Consider the following 15,155-nt stretch of genomic DNA (forward strand, 5'->3'; position numbering starts at 1 on the left):
TGATGCGATCTTGACGGCCGGTGGCCCGGAGGTGGCAGTGGCGATTTCGGGGGCGCCGGTGAAGCGCAACATCTTTGTGGTCGGTCTGGATGACTTTCATCTGGCCCAGCTCCGGACCCTGCCCGGGGCGGAGGACTATGCCTTCCACGCGCTCTTCACGCGCGCGGAGGTCAAGCCCTGTGCCCGGTTTCCGATCCAACGGATACTGACCGAGGGTCGCGAACGGTTGCAGCGGTTTCCCGGCACGGTGGATGCCGTGGTCGGATTCTGGGACTTCCCGGTGAGCACGATCCTGCCCATCCTGCGACAGGCCGCGGACCTGCCGGGGCCGACCCTTGAAAGCGTACTGAAGTGCGAACACAAGTACTGGAGCCGGCTGGAACAGGCCCGCGTGGTGCCCGAAAACATCCCGGCCTTCTGTGCGGTCAACCCGTTTTCCAGCGATCCCCTGCGCGAGGTCACGCTGGCCTTTCCGTTCTGGATCAAACCGGTGAAGTCGGTGCTCTCCTATCTCGGCTTTCGTATCGGCGATGCGGATGACTTCCGGCGTGCCATGCAGCGGATCCGCCGGGAGATCGATCGCTTTGGCGAACCCTTCAACCATGTCCTGGGGCACGCGACGTTGCCGCCGGAGGTGGCCGGAATCGACGGCAACCACTGCATCGTCGAGGCCCTGATATCGGAGGGGCGCCAGTGCACCCTGGAGGGGTATGCCTGGCAGGGCGAGGTCCGGATCTATGGTGCGGTCGACTCCCTGCGCGAGGGTGCGGCCGGCTCGTCGTTCTCGCGCTACCAGTATCCGTCGACCTTGCCGGATGGGGTGCAGGCGCGCATGGGCGAGATCGCGGACCGCGTGATCCGCCAGGTGGGCTATGACTGCGCCCCGTTCAACATGGAGTTCTACTGGGACGAGGCCACGGACCGGATCTGGCTGCTGGAGATCAATACCCGGATCTCCAAGTCCCACGCCCCGCTGTTCCGGATGGTCGATGGCTGCTACCACCACCAGGTGATGATCGACCTCGGACTGGGCCGCGAGCCCGCCATGCCGCATCGCCAGGGGGAATTCGCGTGTGCGGCCAAGTTCATGGTTCGGCGGCATCAGGACGCGCGGGTCGTGCGGGTTCCGACGGCATCCGAGATTGCGGCCGTCGAGGCCGAGTTCCCGGGACTGGTCATTCAGATCGAGGTCGAGGAGGGCATGCTGCTGTCGGAGCTGTGCTGGCAGGACAGCTATTCCTACGAGGTGGCGACACTGTTTCTGGGAGCTGCGAACCACACCGACCTGGAACGAACCTACGTGCGCGTCATGGAGCGACTGCCCATGGCATTCGAGCCCGTCACGCCCCGCCGTGAGGAGAACGTGCCGACGTGAAAACAGTCACCGACCTTTCCTGCCCCGTGGCAATCGAGGAATACATCCCGATCCCGCTGTCCGACGGTACGCACCTGGCCGCCCGACTGTGGCGCCCCGAGGGCGCCGAACAGCGGCCCGTCCCCGCAATCCTGGAATACATCCCGTATCGCCGGCGCGACTCGACCCGCCTGCGCGACGACGCGATCCACCACTACTTCGCCGGTCACGGCTACGCCTGTCTGCGGGTGGACCTGCGCGGATCGGGCGACTCCGAGGGGGTACTGGAGGACGAGTACCTGCAGCAGGAGCTCAATGACGGCGTGGAGGTCCTGCGCTGGATGGGCGAGCAGCCCTGGTGCAATGGCAGCGTCGGCATGATCGGCATCTCCTGGGGCGGCTTCAACGGCCTGCAGATCGCGGCATTGCAGCCGCCGGAGCTGAAGGCGGTGGTCAGCGTCTGTTCCACCGATGACCGCTACGCCGACGACGTCCACCACATGGGTGGCTGCCTGCTGGGCGACAACCTGTCCTGGGCCTCGACCATGTTCGCCTACAACTCCCTGCCCCCCGATCCGGAGATCGTGGGCGAGCGCTGGCGCGAGATGTGGTTCCAGCGCCTGGAGGGCAGCGGGCTGTGGCTGGAGAAGTGGCTGCGCCACCAGCGCCGCGACGACTACTGGAAGCACGGTTCGATCTGCGAGGACTGGTCCGCGGTGCAGATCCCGGTGATGGCCGTCAGCGGCTGGGCCGATGGCTACTCCAACGCCGTGTTCCGCCTGCTGGCCAACCTCCGGGCACCCCGCCTGGGCCTGGTCGGCCCCTGGAGCCACAAATACCCGCATCAGGGCGTGCCCGGCCCGGCGATCGGCTTCCTGCAGGAGTGCCTGCGCTGGTGGGATCACTGGCTGAAGGGCATCGACAACGGGATCATGGACGAGCCGATGCTGCGTGCCTGGATCCAGGACAGCGTCCCGCCGACCACTCGCTACGAGGAACGCCCGGGGCGCTGGGTGGGCGAACCCTGCTGGCCCTCGAAGAACGTCGAGATGGAGCCATTGACCCTGGCCTGGCCGGGGCGGCTGGAACACGCGTCGGCCGCGTCTCCGGAGCGCGAGATGACGCTGCAGTCACCGCTGAGCGTGGGACTTTTTGCCGGTAAGTGGTGCTCGTATGCAGCGACACCCGACCTGCCGCACGACCAGCGCGAAGAGGACGGGGGTGCCCTGGTATTCACCAGTGCCCCACTGGAGGAGTCGCTGGAGATCCTGGGTGCCGCAGTGCTGGAGTTGCAGCTACGGGTCGACCGGCCCGTCGCCATGGTGGCGGCGCGGCTGTCCGACGTGGCGGCCGACGACAAGGCCACCCGTGTTACCTACGGCCTGCTCAACCTGACCCACCGCGAAGGCGCGGAGAACCCGCAGCCGCTGGAGCCCGATAAAACCTACCGTGTCCGGATCAAGTTCAACGATGTGGCCCAGCAGTTCCCGGCGGGGCATCGCATTCGCTTGTCGCTGTCCACTTCGTATTTCCCGCTGGCATGGCCGGCGCCGCATCCGGTGCGGCTGCGGATCATGGCGGGCGCAAGCCGTCTGCTGCTGCCACGGCGGGGGCGACGGGAGGATCTCGACGCCCGCATCACCTTCCCGCCGCCCGAGGGTGGTCCACCCTCGACGTCCGTCCACCAGCTGACCCCCCAGCAGCACAACTGGCGCGTGATCCGCGACCTGGCCGAGGACGAATCGACCCTCGCGGTTACCAATGACGCGGGGACCGTCCAGCTGGATGACCTGAATCTGGAGATGCAGCGCAAGGCGCTGGAGTGGTACAGCTACCGCGGCGACGACTTCAACTCCGCGCGCGGGGAAACCCTCTGGGAACGTGGCTTCCGGCGCGGCGACTGGGAAGTGCGCACGGTGACCCGAACGGTCCTCACCTCGACCCCCACCGAGTTCCAGATCCACGCACAGCTGGATGCGTACGAGGGTGAACGCAGGGTATATGCCCGCAACTGGGATGTCCGGATCCCCCGCGACCTCGTCTGAACTAGCCAGCTTGAACCCCCGGAAAGAGCGCGGGGTCAGTGGAAAGCACCCTGCAGTGGCAGTAGGGGTGTAGGCGGCTTGTGTGGCGACCACATGCTGGAATCGCTACCGGAGCGTTTGCCACACGCAGTAGCGAACTCGCTACGTGTGGCTCGAAACCGAGTGTGGCTATCCCGACTCGCGAGCCAATCAGGGTGTAACCTTTCCCGGTTATGCTGGAGTTTGGCCCAACCACTGTCCGGGGGATGCGATGAAGGTCGCCGTCTTCAGTACCCAGCAGCATGATCGCGAGCACCTGATACCGGCGCTGGTGGCCGCCGAAATGGTGCCGGTGGTGTACGCCGAGCGCCTGACTGCGGAGACGGCGCACCTGGCCCGGGGTGCGGATGCGGTCTGCGTATTCACCAACGACGACCTGCACCGCCGGGTGATTGACGGGCTGGCGGATCAGGGCATCCACGTGATCGCGCTGCGCTGCTCCGGGTACGACAATCTGGATGTGGCGCGGGCCCGCGAGCGCGGCGTGCGCGTGGGGCGGGTTCCGGCCTACTCCCCGAACGCGATCGCGGAGCATGCCGTCGCCCTGTTGATGACGCTGAACCGCCGGGTGCACCGGGCCTGGGAGCGGACCCGACGCGGCGATTTCCGGCTCGACCATCTGACGGGCTTTGATCTCGTCGGGCGTACCGTGGGTGTGGTGGGCACCGGGCGGATCGGCCAGGCCTTAGCGCGGATCATGCTCGGCTTTGGCTGCCGGGTGCTCGCGCACGACCCGTACCCGAATGCGGAGCTGCAGGCCGCGGGGGTGGAGTATCAGGACCTGGACACGCTGCTGGCCGCGTCCTCGGTGGTGAGCCTGAGCTGCCCGATGACACCGGAGAACCGGCACATGATCAATGCCGACACCCTGGCGCGAATGCCGCGAGGGGCCTTTCTGATCAATACGGCGCGCGGGGCGCTGGTGGATACCGATGCCGCCGAGGTCGCACTGGACTCGGGTCAGCTGGGCGGATTCGCACTGGATGTCTACGAGGCCGAGGCGGGGCTGTTCTTCCACGACTGGTCGCTGGCCGGTCTGCCGGACCGGCGCCTCGCGCGGCTGATGCAGCGCGACGACGTGCTGGTCACCGGCCACCAGGCCTTCCTGACCCACGAGGCGCTGACCAACATCGCCGACACCACCGTCGCCAACCTGACCACCCTGCACCAGGACCCGGACGCGCAACCCGAAGGCCGCGTCGTCTGAGGCATCTCCCCGCGATCAGAACGCGAGCTGGAAGCCCGCCCCCAGCCCCGCACAAACGAGGATCAGCGGGATGATCCCGACGCGAAAGCGGGCCAGGGCGATGAAGGCGGCGATGCCCAGCAGGGCGGAGAACCATTCGAAGGCGCCGTCAAAGCCGTCGGGCCACAGCACGTGCCAGGTGAAGAAGACCGCGAGGTTCACGATCACCCCGACCACCGCGGCGGTGATGCCGGTCAGCGGCCCCGTGAAGTGCAGATCCCCGCGCGTGCGTTCGACCAGCGGCGCACCGACCAGGATGAACAGGAATGATGGCAGGAAGGTAAAGAAGGTTGCGACCAGCGCACCCAGCACGGCCGCCAGAAAGACCTGATCCGGACCCAGGAAGGCCTGGGTCCAGCCGCCAATGAAGCCCACGAACGTGACCACCATGATCAGCGGCCCTGGTGTGGCCTCCCCCAGTGCGATCCCGTCGATCATCTGCGCGGGACTCAGCCACCCATAGGTCTCCACCCCACCCTGGTAGACATAGGGCAGGACCGCGTAGGCCCCGCCGAAGGTCACGAGCGCCGTTTGGGTAAAGAATTGCCCCATGCGGGTCAGCGTGGCGTCCCAGCCGAACAGCGCGAGCAGGGCCCCGAACACGGCGGCCCACAGCCCCAGACCCACCACCAGAAAGCGAATCACCCGCGACCAGCGAAACTGCATCCAGGGGGCGGGTGGCGTGTCGTCATCCACCACCGCCGGGCCCCGCGACTCAACACTGCCGGCCCCGTGAGATTCGCCGTTCTGGAAGCGTTCTGGCCAGACGCGGCTGCCCAGCCAGCCGAGGATCCCCGCCGTGATGATGATGTACGGGAACGGGACGTTGAGGGCGAAGATGGCCAGGAAGGCCGCGATGGCCATTAGCCACAGCAGGCCGTTATTGAGCACCCGTCCGCCGATACGCCAGCCGGCGTAGACAATGATCGCGACCACGGCCGGCTTGATGCCGTAGAACACCGCCTCCACCGCCGGCACATCGCCAAAGGCCAGGTAGACCCATGAAAGCCCGGCGATCAGGAATAGCGAAGGCAGGATGAACAGCAGTCCGGCCATCAAGCCGCCCAAGGTCCCGTGCAACAGCCAGCCGAGATAGGTCGCCAGCTGCTGTGCCTCGGGACCCGGCAGGACCATGGCGTAGTTCAGCGCGTGCAGAAAACGCTTCTCCGAGACCCAGCGCCGCCGCTCGACCAGATCCTCGTGCATCATCCCGATCTGCCCGGCGGCGCCACCGAACGAAATGAAACCGAGTTTCAGCCAGTAGCGAAAGGCCTCGCCCCGGCCCGGTGCAGGCGGCGGTCCGGGCTGGACGTCTTGCCGGCTACGATAGTCGGTCATGGTCGATTGCCTTCATCAAAAAGGCCCGGCGCCTTGCGGGGCCGGGCCTCGGACTGTAAAGGGCGTAGGGATCAGCCCTCGTTGTGGTAACTGGTGATGCGCTCCACTTCGTTCTTCGCGCCCAGGACCACCGGTACGCGCTGGTGGATGCCCTCGGGGCTGATGTCCATGATGCGCTCGCGGCCGGTGGTGGCGGCGCCGCCGGCCTGCTCGATGATGAAGCTCATCGGATTGGCCTCGTACATCAGGCGCAGCTTGCCGGCCGTGCCCTTGGCTTGCATCTTCGTGTCCATCGGGTACAGGAACACCCCGCCACGCGACAGGATGCGATGCACCTCGGCCACCATGGAGGCCACCCAGCGCATGTTGAAGTCCTTGCCGCGGGCGCCTTCCTTGCCGGCCAGGCATTCGTCGATGTAGCGCTTGACCGGGGCCTCCCAGAAGCGGCTGTTGGACATGTTGATCGCGAACTCCTGGGTGTCTTCCGGGATCTGCACGCTGTCCTTGGTCAGCAGGAATTCGCCGAAGTCCTTGTCCAGGGTGAACATCTTCACGCCCTGGCCGGTGGTCATCACCATCATGGTGGACGGGCCGTACAGGCAGTAGCCGGCGGCGACCTGCTTGGTGCCCGGCTGCAGGAAGTCTTCGGTCTTGGGATCGGTGACGCCCTCCGGGGCCTTCAGGATGGAGAAGATCGTGCCGACCGAAACGTTCACATCGATGTTCGAGGAACCGTCCAGCGGATCGAACAGCACCAGGTAGTGGCCGCGCGGCTCGTTGGCCGGCATCTCGCAGATCTCGTCCATCTCCTCGGAGGCCAGGCCGGCGGCGTGGCCGTTGTGGCTCAGGCTCTCGATGAACACCTCGTTGGTGATGATGTCGAGCTTCTTCTGCGTCTCGCCCTGCACGTTCTCGGAGCCGGCGGAGCCGAGCACGCCGACCAGATCACCCTTGTCAACGAGGTCGGAGATCTTCTTGCACGCCACGGAGATGTCGTTCAGCAGACCGGTGAATTCGCCGGTCGCGCCCTGGATGCCGCGCTGGGTTTCGATAATGCAGTTGGTCAGAGTGGTACCGATATGCATGATGCAATCCTGATGCTGTTGTGAATCGGGCGACACGGCGCGAAATGGGGCACAGCAGCCCCGTCGCGGGGCGAACGGCCCCGGCGCGCCGGGTGTCAAAGGCGGCATAGTGTAGCAAAAGCACCCGGAGGGGCCGATCCACGGTACTGATCGTGGCGTGATCGGCCTGGCACTGTGTTTGCTCGGCCTTCGGGAACCAACAGGAAATGGAGGATTCGCATGCCGCAGAACGCGCTGTACGCCCAGTCGGGCGGAGTCACTGCCGTCATCAACGCCAGCGCCTGGGGGGTGATCGAGGCGGTGCGCGCCCACCCGGCCCATTTCGGCAAGATCTATGCGGCGCGCGACGGCATCCTGGGTGTGCTGCGCGAAGAGATCATCGACCTCGACCAGGAGGACCCGCTGACCCTCGCCGCCCTGCGCCATACGCCGGGCGGTGCGTTCGGTTCCTGCCGCTTCGATCTGGGTGACCCCGACAAGGACCCGCAACAATACGAGCGCCTGGTCGAGGTCTTCCGCGCCCATGACATCGGCACCTTCTTCTACAACGGCGGTGGCGGCTCCATGGATACCGCCTTGAAGATCGCAAAGATGGGCGAGCGCATGGGCTTTCCGATCAAGGCGATTGGGGTGCCGAAGACGATCGACAACGACCTTGCCGTGACCGACTCCAGCCCGGGGTTCGGCTCGGCCGCCAAGTTCATCGCCACGGCAGTGCGCGAGGCCAGCCTGGACGTCGAGTCCATGCACACCAGTTCCACCAAGGTGTTCGTGATGGAGGTGATGGGTCGGCATGCCGGCTGGCTGGCGGCCGCCGCGGCGCTGGCGCAGGAGTTCGACGGTCAGCCGCCGATGCTGATCCTGTTCGCCGAGGTCCCGTTCGACCAGGACGACTTCCTCGACCACCTGAACCGGACCATCGAGCGCCACGGCTACTGCGTGGTGGTCGTCTCCGAGGGCATCAAGAACCCGGACGGGGAGTTGTTCTCGGTCGCGCAGAGTCACGACGTGTACGCCTATACCCAGCTCGGCGGTGCCGCCCCGCGCCTGGCCGAACTGATCCGCGAAAAGACCGGCCACAAGCTGCACTGGGCCGTGGTGGACTATATCCAGCGCGCCTCGCGCCATATCGCATCGAAGGTGGACGTGGAGCAGGCCTATGCCTGCGGTCGCGCGGCGGTGGAGGGGGTGGTGGCCGGCGAGGACGCCTTCATGCCGATCATTCGCCGGGACTCCAACCAGCCGTACCGCTGGAGCATCGGCTTTACCCCGCTGGAGACCGTCGCGGACATCGAGCAGGGCATGCCGCGCAACTACATCACCCCGGATGGCTACGGCATCACCCAGGCCGCGCGCGACTACCTGCGCCCGCTGATACAGGGCGAGGATGCCCCGCCATTCGAACGGGGCCTGCCCTGCTACCCGCGCATCCGCGGCGAGCTGTTGCCAAAACGCTGCCCGCCATTCGACGTGAAGACCGAGTAGATACGCGGACTACGGACCCTAAGGCCTCCCGGGGGTACAGCAAGCACCGGGGCCCTCCTGCTGGATCGGCGGACAGGGCACGGACCCGTAGGAACAGAAGACGCAGCAATCCCCCGGCAACGGCCTCAGCAGGGCACCGCAGCCGGTGCACTCATAGAACCACTGGCAGGCATCGGTGGGCATCGTCTCGGTCTTCTGATGGCCGCACTCCGGGCAGGTCAGGGTCGAGTCGGGGATGATCTCGTTCATATGCGTTTCAGGTCGGTTTGCGAGGATGGGATGCAAGATCCAGGCGGGCAGGCGAAAAACCCCGCCGGACAACCGGGATCGGCACAAAACGGGCGGTTCCGGAGTCTACAGCACTGCAAGCCCGCGCAAGACGGGCGCCAACACCGGATACCGGATGGAGGAAACGATGTACACGCGAATCCTGAACCGCACGTTTGCCCTGTCGGCCGCCAGCGTCCTGGCCGCCGCATTCCTGGCGCCAGGCCAGGTCGCCGCGCAGGGCGCCTATTTCGCGCCGGCCGATGGCTCGCCGGACGAGGTCACCTTCGAGTACCGCATGCGCGAATACGGCTGTGCCAACGTGCGCGGCCAATGGCGGGCGGCCAACAACACCGACGACTGGCTGGAGGTGCGCGTCACCAAGACCGCCTACAACTGCCCCGGCGAGTTGGAGGACGATGTCCGCACGACCACCCGCCTGTGGCGCACCCTCGGTCCGGGCGAGACCCAGGAACGCACGCGTGACAACTCGGTGTGCGGTGGGGCCTGGGCGCGCGGGGTCGAGGTCCTGGAGTACGAGATCAACGTGGTTGACGCCCCCGACGAAAGCTGAGGCCTGTGATTCCGGCCGCGATTTTTCTTCGCGGCCGGTTCCCTTGCGCCGTGGGCGCGCTACACTCGTAAGCGTTATGCACCCCGTCCCCATTCGAGGAGTCTGTCCATGCGCGTCCCTTCGTTTCGCCAAGTCCTGTCCGCCCCTGCGGCCTTCCTGGTCGCGCTGACGCTGACCCTGCTGCCCGCCACCCCGGCCTTCGCCGGCGTGGGCATGCTCGACACCGGCAGCATGATCCAGCAGGCCAGCGCGGATGACACCCGCGCCCAGTTGCTGGAACAGCTCAATGACGCCGAGGTCCGTGCCCAGTTGATCGAGATGGGGGTCGACCCCGAACGGGCCGAGCAGCGCGTGGCGCGTCTGACCGACGAGGAACTCGCCCGCCTGGAGGCGCACATGGAGACCGACCCGGCCGGCGCCGCCAGCGCCCTCGGTGTGGTCGCCATCGTGTTCGTGGTGTTCGTGATCCTCGATGCGGTCGGCGTGACCGACATCTTCTCGTTCGTGGGTCCGGCGCGCGCCAACCGCTGACGCGGTCATGGCATCGTGGAACCGACGGCGAGCCTCCGGGCTCGCCGTTCTTGTGTTCGGCCTGGTGATGGGCGCATTCGCCCTGGGCGGTTGCGCCACCGCGCCGCAGAGCGCGAGCCTGGCGAGCGAGCGCCCGGCCGACCTGCCGACCCGCGTGGAACTGACGGACACGCCCTTCTTCCCGCAGGAGCAATACCAGTGCGGCCCCGCCGCCCTGGCCACGGCCCTGAACGCCCGCGGCATCGACGCCGCGCTGGATGACCTGATCGAGGAGGTCTACCTCCCCGGCCGCGAGGGCAGTCTCCAGGCCGAGATGCGCGCGGCGGTGCGGGCCCGCGACCAGGTCGCCTACCGCATCGAGCCGCAACTGGAGACCGTCCTGCGCGAAGTGGCCGCCGGCAACCCGGTGGTGGTGTTCCAGAACCTCGGCGTGGCCCTGATCCCGGAATGGCACTTCGCGGTGGTGATCGGCTATGACCTGGAGGATCGCGAGATCTTCCTGCGCAGCGGCCCCATCCAGCGCCATGTGAACTCGTTTGCCCGCTTCGAGCGGACCTGGGCCCGCGGGGAACGCTGGGCCTTCCTGGTGATGGCACCGGACACCCTGCCGGCAACGGCCACGCCCCTGCGCTGGCTGCGAGCGGTCAACGAGCTGGAGCAGACCGGACGCCTCGCGGCGGCCGCCACTGGCTATGAAACGGCGATGGGGCGCTGGCCCGACGAGGCCATCCCCTATGTGGGCCGGGCCAACGTGGCGTTTGCCCAGGGCGACCTGACCACGGCCGAGGACGCCCTGCGGAACCTCGTGGAGCGTGATCCGGCGCGTCACGAAGGGTGGAACAACCTGGCGCATGTACTGATCGCCCGCGAGTGCGGTGAGCAGGCGCGCGAGGCGGCAAGCTGCGCGGCCGGTCTGGCGGGGCCGGGCAGCTACGCTCGCACCCTCGGTGCGGCGGCGGATGCGCCGGACACGGGGGCCGAATGCCGCGCCCTGCCGCCTTGTGCCGCGACGATGGACTCCGCGGCTTTACCGGAGCGCGATTAGGCGGGTGCACGCTTGCGCGGCGCACGCCGGTCCTCTCCGGCCGGGGCGTGTGCGGCGCGCCTACTTGCGCTTCTCGAGCGTCTGTTCAGCGTGCTTGAGGACCAGGCCCAGGTTCTGTTTCTCGACGTCCGTGACCTGCGGGTCTTCCTTCACGGCGTGGCGCAGGTGTTCCACCAGTTGCGCCAGTTCGTCGCGCGAGATCTGGTGAAAATTGAAGCCGCCACCGTAGCGGGACTCGAGCTGATCCCAGTAGTCGGCAAGCGGAGGGCGGTAGTCGTCACTCATGGGGCATTCCCTGGTTGCGGTGCGGCGGGCGCATTTTGTCTGCTTGCGGTGCTTGGGGTCTAATGGGGGCTTTCCCGGCCGGCCTTTCGCCCATGTCCGTTACCGCTATCTACCCCGGCACCTTCGATCCCATCACGCATGGTCACACCGATATCGTGCGCCGGGCCGCCCGCCTGTTCGATCGCGTGGTGATCGCGGTGGCCGCCAATCCCAACAAGGGCCCGGCCTTCCCGCTGGAGACGCGCGTGGCCCTGGCCCGGGAGGCCGTGGGCGAGATCCCCGGCGTCGAGGTGCAGGGGTTCAACGTACTGCTGGCGCATTTTGTCCACGCCCAGCGGGCCAACGTGATCCTGCGCGGTTTGCGGGCGGTGTCCGACTTCGAACACGAATTCCAGCTGGCGGCGATGAACCGCCAGCTGGCGCCGGAGGTCGAAACCCTGTTCCTGACACCGGCCGAGGAATACAGCTTCGTCTCCTCGAGTCTGGTACGGGAAATCGCCCGTCTGGGCGGCGACGTCTCAAAATTCGTGAGCCCCGGCGTGGCGCGCATGCTGGCCGAACAAAACGGCCTGGAGCGCTAGCGGCCGGGCCCTGCGACTGGATACGAGGATTGGCCCATGGCCCTGATGATCACCGACGAATGCATCAACTGCGATGTCTGCGAGCCCGAGTGCCCGAACGAGGCCATCTACCCGGGTGACGAGATCTACGAGATCGACCCCAATCTGTGCACGGAATGTGTCGGGCACTTCGACGAGCCGCAGTGCCAGGATGTCTGCCCGGTCGACTGCATCCCGCTGGACCCGGATCACAAGGAGACCCGCGAACAGCTCCAGGCCAAGTATGAAGCCCTGATGGCCGCGAAGTAGGCAACCTCGTGGACTGGCATCGACCCCTCCTGCGCGGCGCCGTCCTTGTCACCCTGGCACTGGCCGCCCCGCTGGCCTGGGCCGGGCCTGGGCAGCATGCGGTGGCCACTGCCCACCCCGCGGCCAGCGAGGCCGGCGAGGCCGTGCTGCGCGACGGCGGCAATGCCTTCGACGCCGCCGTGGCCATCACCGCCGCGCTGGGCGTGGCCGAACCCTATGGCTCCGGCCTCGGGGGCGGCGGGTTCTTCCTGCTGTACGAGGCCGACTCAAACCGCAGCGTGATGGTCGACGCCCGCGAGACCGCCCCGGCCGCGGCGCATCGCGACATGTACCTGGATGCGGAAGGCGAGGTGGTCGACGGACTGTCGCTGGACGGCGTGCTGGCGGCGGGCATCCCCGGCATGCCGGCCGGCCTCGATCACCTCGCGCGGAACTACGGGCGTCTGTCCCTGGCGGACAGCCTGGCCCCGGCGATCCGTCTGGCCGAGGATGGCGTGCCCGTCAGCGGTCGCTATCGGCAGATGGCGGGGTTCCGCCACCAGGCCCTGCGCGACGGGGCAGACGCGCACGACATCTACCTGGACGACGGCCAGCTGCCGGACGAAGGGGCGCCCCTGCGCCAGCCGGATCTGGCCGCGACCCTGCGGCGCCTGGCGGACGCCGGCCGCGACGGGTTCTATACCGGCGAACTGGCCGAGCAGCTGGTCGCGGGGGTGCGCGAGGCGGGCGGGATCTGGACGCTGGACGACCTCGCCGGTTACGCGGTGGTCGAGCGCGACCCGATCCGACTCGATTACCACGGGGCCGAGATCACCACGGCATCCCCGCCATCCTCCGGGGGGGTGGCACTGGGGCAGATCCTGAACATCCTTTCATTCTATGACCTCGAGGCGCTGGCGCCGGACATGCGCGCCCATCTGACCATCGAGGCCATGCGCCGCGCGTACCGCGACCGGGCCGAGTATCTGGGCGATCCGGATCATGTCGAGATGCCGCTGGAGCGGCTGTTGTCGCGCGACTACGCCGCCGGACTGCGCGCCACGATCCATCCGGACACGGCCACCCCCAGCCGCTACCTGCCGCTGTCGGTGGATCCGAAGGCCGACCACCCGGAGGCCGCCGCCACCGAGAGCCGCCAGACGACGCATTTCTCCGTGATCGATGCCGAGGGCAACCGCGTCGCGGCTACCCTGACCCTCAACTACCCCTTCGGCGCCGGCTATGTGGTGCCCGGCACCGGTGTGCTCCTGAACAACGAGATGGACGACTTCTCGGCGAAACCGGGCGAGCCCAACGCCTACGGCCTGGTCGGCTTCGAGGCCAACGCCATCGCCCCGCAGCGCCGGCCGCTGTCGAGCATGAGCCCGACCTTCGTCGACACCGGCGAGCGGGTGGCGATCCTGGGGACGCCCGGGGGCAGCCGTATCATCACCATGGTGCTGCACGGCATCCTCGGGGTGCTCGAGGGACAGTCCATCGAGGATGTGGTGGCGGCTCCGCGCTATCACCACCAGTACCTGCCGGACCGGGTCGAGCACGAGACCGGCGCCTTTGATGCCGAGTTGCGCGGCCAGCTGGTCGCGCGCGGGCACCAGCTGGTGCCTCAGGTCCGCCCGTTCGGCGACATGCACGCCATCCTGTGGGAGCCCGAGGCCGACCGTCTGGAGGCCGCCTCCGACCCGCGCGGCGAGGGCGAGGCGCGCGTCTTTCAGCTCCCGTAACCCTCATTGTGGAAGGAACGCGGCAGTCGCGGGTACCCCGAGAGCTCGCCACGTCGCTGTGCGACTCGCGATGACGGGGGATAGCGGCGAGGAATACGTTCAGGGGCGCGCCGGATGCCACCCACGCAAAAAGCCGCGCCCGTTTGCGGGGCGCGGCTTCGCGATTCAGCTATCCGCGGCCGGCGCGAGGCCGGCCAGATGGCCGGGGGCTTAGCCCTGGGCCAGGTCGCGGATGCGGGCGTTCAGACGGCTCTTGTGACGGGCCGCCTTGTTCTTGTGGATCAGGCCCTTGCTCACGGTCTTGTCGATCACCGGCACGGCCGACTTGTAGGCCTCGGCGGCAGCCTGGGCATCGCCCTTGTGCAGCGGCTTCAGCACGGCCTTCATGGCCGTACGGAAACGGGAGCGCAGCGCCATGTTGTGGGCGCGGTTCTTGACCGCCTGACGGGCCCGCTTACGGGCAGAAGCAATATTCGCCAAAGTACTTCCCTCGCGTTGAATCGCTAGGTTCTGGAAAAGGCGGCAGAGCATACCGCCGGGCCGGCTGCGCGTCAACCGGGAGCAGGGCGTGGCGGGAATGACAGGGGGGTTCCGGGGCGTCTACTCTAGAAAGAAACAACACCATACAAAGGAGACCACGATGAACCGCTTTCCCCGGACCCTTCAAACCACCTCGGCAACCGCCGCGGGCATGGCCCTCCTGCTGGCCACCCTGCTGGTCGCGAGCCTGGCCTTCATGCCCCATGCCAAGGCCTTCGAGCCGGAGGCCAAGGTGGTCTATCACGCCGACTTCGCCGACCCGCGCCGCTTCTCCGCGATGCTGACCAGCATCAATAACATGATGACGCACTACCAGAACGAGTTCATCGACGCCGACGTGCGCATCGTGTTCGTGGCCCACGGCATCCGCTTCCTGACCGACGACAATCTCGCCGATACGCCGTTCGAGGCCGACGAGGAGCTGAAGGAAGAGCGCGAGACCCTGCGCGGCCGCCTGATGAGCCTCGCAAGCACCCATGGCGTGAAGCTGGAACTGTGCGAGATCACCCGCTCGCAGATCGGCCTCGACGAGGATCTGATCTACGACCACGTGAATTTCGTCCCCTCGGGCGTGGTGCGCGTGGCCGAACTGCAGAACGAGGAAGGCTTCGCCTACATCAAGATCGAGTGATCGCCATTCGGCTCGATGCTCACAAGCCCCGCCTCGGCGGGGCTTTTTTGTGTCACCACGAAGATACGAAGGGGATCAAGGGCGTTTGCACCAGAAACCC

16 protein-coding genes are annotated in these 15,155 nt (G+C 67.1%); 11 read left to right on the plus strand and 5 right to left on the minus strand.

Annotated elements, in window-relative coordinates:
- Nucleotides 1–37 precede the first annotated feature (37 nt).
- The 3 genes from D107_RS0105165 (at nt 38) to D107_RS0105175 (ending at nt 4,645) form a co-directional block, all read left to right on the plus strand.
- Complete coding sequence (locus D107_RS0105165; RefSeq protein ID WP_018879305.1) at nt 38–1,375, plus strand: acetyl-CoA carboxylase biotin carboxylase subunit family protein; 1,338 nt, start codon at nt 38–40, stop codon at nt 1,373–1,375.
- Nucleotides 1,376–1,401: 26 nt separating this feature from the next.
- On the plus strand, nt 1,402–3,399 hold the full coding sequence (locus D107_RS0105170) for a CocE/NonD family hydrolase (protein WP_018880921.1): 1,998 nt from the start codon (nt 1,402–1,404) through the stop codon (nt 3,397–3,399).
- 250 nt (nt 3,400–3,649) lie between these two features.
- Nucleotides 3,650–4,645 carry a 2-hydroxyacid dehydrogenase gene (locus tag D107_RS0105175; RefSeq protein ID WP_018880922.1) on the plus strand — a complete coding sequence of 332 codons (996 nt, stop codon included), beginning with the start codon at nt 3,650–3,652 and terminating at the stop codon, nt 4,643–4,645.
- Nucleotides 4,646–4,660: 15 nt separating this feature from the next.
- On the opposite strand, the gene chrA is transcribed toward D107_RS0105175, so the two are convergent.
- Together chrA and D107_RS0105185 are read right to left on the minus strand one after the other, a co-directional pair.
- On the minus strand, nt 4,661–6,022 hold the full coding sequence (chrA, locus tag D107_RS0105180) for a chromate efflux transporter (protein ID WP_018877008.1): 1,362 nt from the start codon (nt 6,020–6,022) through the stop codon (nt 4,661–4,663).
- A 71-nt stretch (nt 6,023–6,093) separates the two neighbouring features.
- The gene (locus tag D107_RS0105185; RefSeq protein ID WP_018877009.1) at nt 6,094–7,107 is read right to left on the minus strand and encodes a class 1 fructose-bisphosphatase; all 1,014 of its coding nucleotides are present in this window, start codon (nt 7,105–7,107) and stop codon (nt 6,094–6,096) included.
- 219 nt (nt 7,108–7,326) lie between these two features.
- Between D107_RS0105185 and D107_RS0105190 the strand changes: the two genes are divergently transcribed.
- Nucleotides 7,327–8,592 carry a 6-phosphofructokinase gene (locus D107_RS0105190; RefSeq protein ID WP_018877010.1) on the plus strand — a complete coding sequence of 422 codons (1,266 nt, stop codon included), beginning with the start codon at nt 7,327–7,329 and terminating at the stop codon, nt 8,590–8,592.
- 18 nt (nt 8,593–8,610) lie between these two features.
- On the opposite strand, the gene D107_RS0105195 is transcribed toward D107_RS0105190, so the two are convergent.
- The gene (locus D107_RS0105195; protein WP_018878207.1) at nt 8,611–8,841 is read right to left on the minus strand and encodes a GDCCVxC domain-containing (seleno)protein; all 231 of its coding nucleotides are present in this window, start codon (nt 8,839–8,841) and stop codon (nt 8,611–8,613) included.
- A gap of 154 nt (nt 8,842–8,995) precedes the next feature.
- Between D107_RS0105195 and D107_RS0105200 the strand changes: the two genes are divergently transcribed.
- The 3 genes from D107_RS0105200 to D107_RS0105210 all read left to right on the plus strand — a co-directional run bounded on the left by D107_RS0105200 (nt 8,996) and on the right by D107_RS0105210 (nt 11,009).
- Entirely contained in the window at nt 8,996–9,433 is a 438-nt protein-coding gene (locus D107_RS0105200) for a hypothetical protein (RefSeq protein ID WP_018880923.1), read from the plus strand.
- A 108-nt stretch (nt 9,434–9,541) separates the two neighbouring features.
- Entirely contained in the window at nt 9,542–9,964 is a 423-nt protein-coding gene (locus D107_RS0105205) for a PA2779 family protein (protein ID WP_018867923.1), read from the plus strand.
- A 67-nt stretch (nt 9,965–10,031) separates the two neighbouring features.
- A complete protein-coding gene (locus tag D107_RS0105210) occupies nt 10,032–11,009 on the plus strand; it encodes a PA2778 family cysteine peptidase (protein ID WP_051074876.1) in 978 nt (325 codons plus the stop codon).
- Nucleotides 11,010–11,069: 60 nt separating this feature from the next.
- On the opposite strand, the gene D107_RS0105215 is transcribed toward D107_RS0105210, so the two are convergent.
- Complete coding sequence (locus D107_RS0105215) at nt 11,070–11,294, minus strand: hypothetical protein (RefSeq protein WP_018877013.1); 225 nt, start codon at nt 11,292–11,294, stop codon at nt 11,070–11,072.
- Between the two features lie 92 nt (nt 11,295–11,386).
- On the opposite strand from D107_RS0105215, the gene coaD reads away from it, so the two are divergent.
- Genes coaD through ggt form a run of 3 tightly spaced genes read left to right on the plus strand, consistent with a single transcriptional unit; the run spans nt 11,387 to nt 13,884 of the window.
- Entirely contained in the window at nt 11,387–11,875 is a 489-nt protein-coding gene (coaD, locus tag D107_RS0105220) for a pantetheine-phosphate adenylyltransferase (protein WP_018867926.1), read from the plus strand.
- A gap of 36 nt (nt 11,876–11,911) precedes the next feature.
- The gene (locus tag D107_RS0105225) at nt 11,912–12,163 is read left to right on the plus strand and encodes a YfhL family 4Fe-4S dicluster ferredoxin (protein ID WP_017942992.1); all 252 of its coding nucleotides are present in this window, start codon (nt 11,912–11,914) and stop codon (nt 12,161–12,163) included.
- An 8-nt stretch (nt 12,164–12,171) separates the two neighbouring features.
- Nucleotides 12,172–13,884 (plus strand): gamma-glutamyltransferase, encoded by a 1,713-nt coding sequence (ggt, locus tag D107_RS0105230; protein ID WP_018880925.1) that lies wholly within the window; start codon nt 12,172–12,174, stop codon nt 13,882–13,884.
- A gap of 210 nt (nt 13,885–14,094) precedes the next feature.
- On the opposite strand, the gene rpsT is transcribed toward ggt, so the two are convergent.
- Nucleotides 14,095–14,364, minus strand: a complete 270-nt coding sequence (gene rpsT / locus D107_RS0105235) for a 30S ribosomal protein S20 (protein WP_018880926.1) — start codon at nt 14,362–14,364, stop codon at nt 14,095–14,097.
- 160 nt (nt 14,365–14,524) lie between these two features.
- On the opposite strand from rpsT, the gene D107_RS0105240 reads away from it, so the two are divergent.
- Nucleotides 14,525–15,055: a DsrE family protein gene (locus tag D107_RS0105240; RefSeq protein WP_018867929.1), complete on the plus strand. Its 531-nt coding sequence runs from the start codon at nt 14,525–14,527 to the stop codon at nt 15,053–15,055.
- The last annotated feature ends 100 nt before the right edge of the window (nt 15,056–15,155 follow it).

Source organism: Thioalkalivibrio sp. ALE30, assembly GCF_000377465.1.
Taxonomy (GTDB): domain Bacteria; phylum Pseudomonadota; class Gammaproteobacteria; order Ectothiorhodospirales; family Ectothiorhodospiraceae; genus Thioalkalivibrio.

Bases quoted from the DNA above. Each gene is read 5' to 3' on its own strand.
- D107_RS0105225 (WP_017942992.1), top strand. From the start codon at position 11,912: ATGGCCCTGATGATCACCGACGAATGCATCAACTGCGATGTCTGCGAG.
- D107_RS0105175 (WP_018880922.1), top strand. From the start codon at position 3,650: ATGAAGGTCGCCGTCTTCAGTACCCAGCAGCATGATCGCGAGCACCTG.
- chrA (WP_018877008.1), bottom strand. From the start codon at position 6,022: ATGACCGACTATCGTAGCCGGCAAGACGTCCAGCCCGGACCGCCGCCT.
- D107_RS0105200 (WP_018880923.1), top strand. From the start codon at position 8,996: ATGGAGGAAACGATGTACACGCGAATCCTGAACCGCACGTTTGCCCTG.
- D107_RS0105185 (WP_018877009.1), bottom strand. From the start codon at position 7,107: ATGCATATCGGTACCACTCTGACCAACTGCATTATCGAAACCCAGCGC.
- D107_RS0105215 (WP_018877013.1), bottom strand. From the start codon at position 11,294: ATGAGTGACGACTACCGCCCTCCGCTTGCCGACTACTGGGATCAGCTC.
- D107_RS0105240 (WP_018867929.1), top strand. From the start codon at position 14,525: ATGAACCGCTTTCCCCGGACCCTTCAAACCACCTCGGCAACCGCCGCG.
- coaD (WP_018867926.1), top strand. From the start codon at position 11,387: ATGTCCGTTACCGCTATCTACCCCGGCACCTTCGATCCCATCACGCAT.
- D107_RS0105195 (WP_018878207.1), bottom strand. From the start codon at position 8,841: ATGAACGAGATCATCCCCGACTCGACCCTGACCTGCCCGGAGTGCGGC.
- D107_RS0105205 (WP_018867923.1), top strand. From the start codon at position 9,542: ATGCGCGTCCCTTCGTTTCGCCAAGTCCTGTCCGCCCCTGCGGCCTTC.
- D107_RS0105210 (WP_051074876.1), top strand. From the start codon at position 10,032: ATGGGCGCATTCGCCCTGGGCGGTTGCGCCACCGCGCCGCAGAGCGCG.
- D107_RS0105190 (WP_018877010.1), top strand. From the start codon at position 7,327: ATGCCGCAGAACGCGCTGTACGCCCAGTCGGGCGGAGTCACTGCCGTC.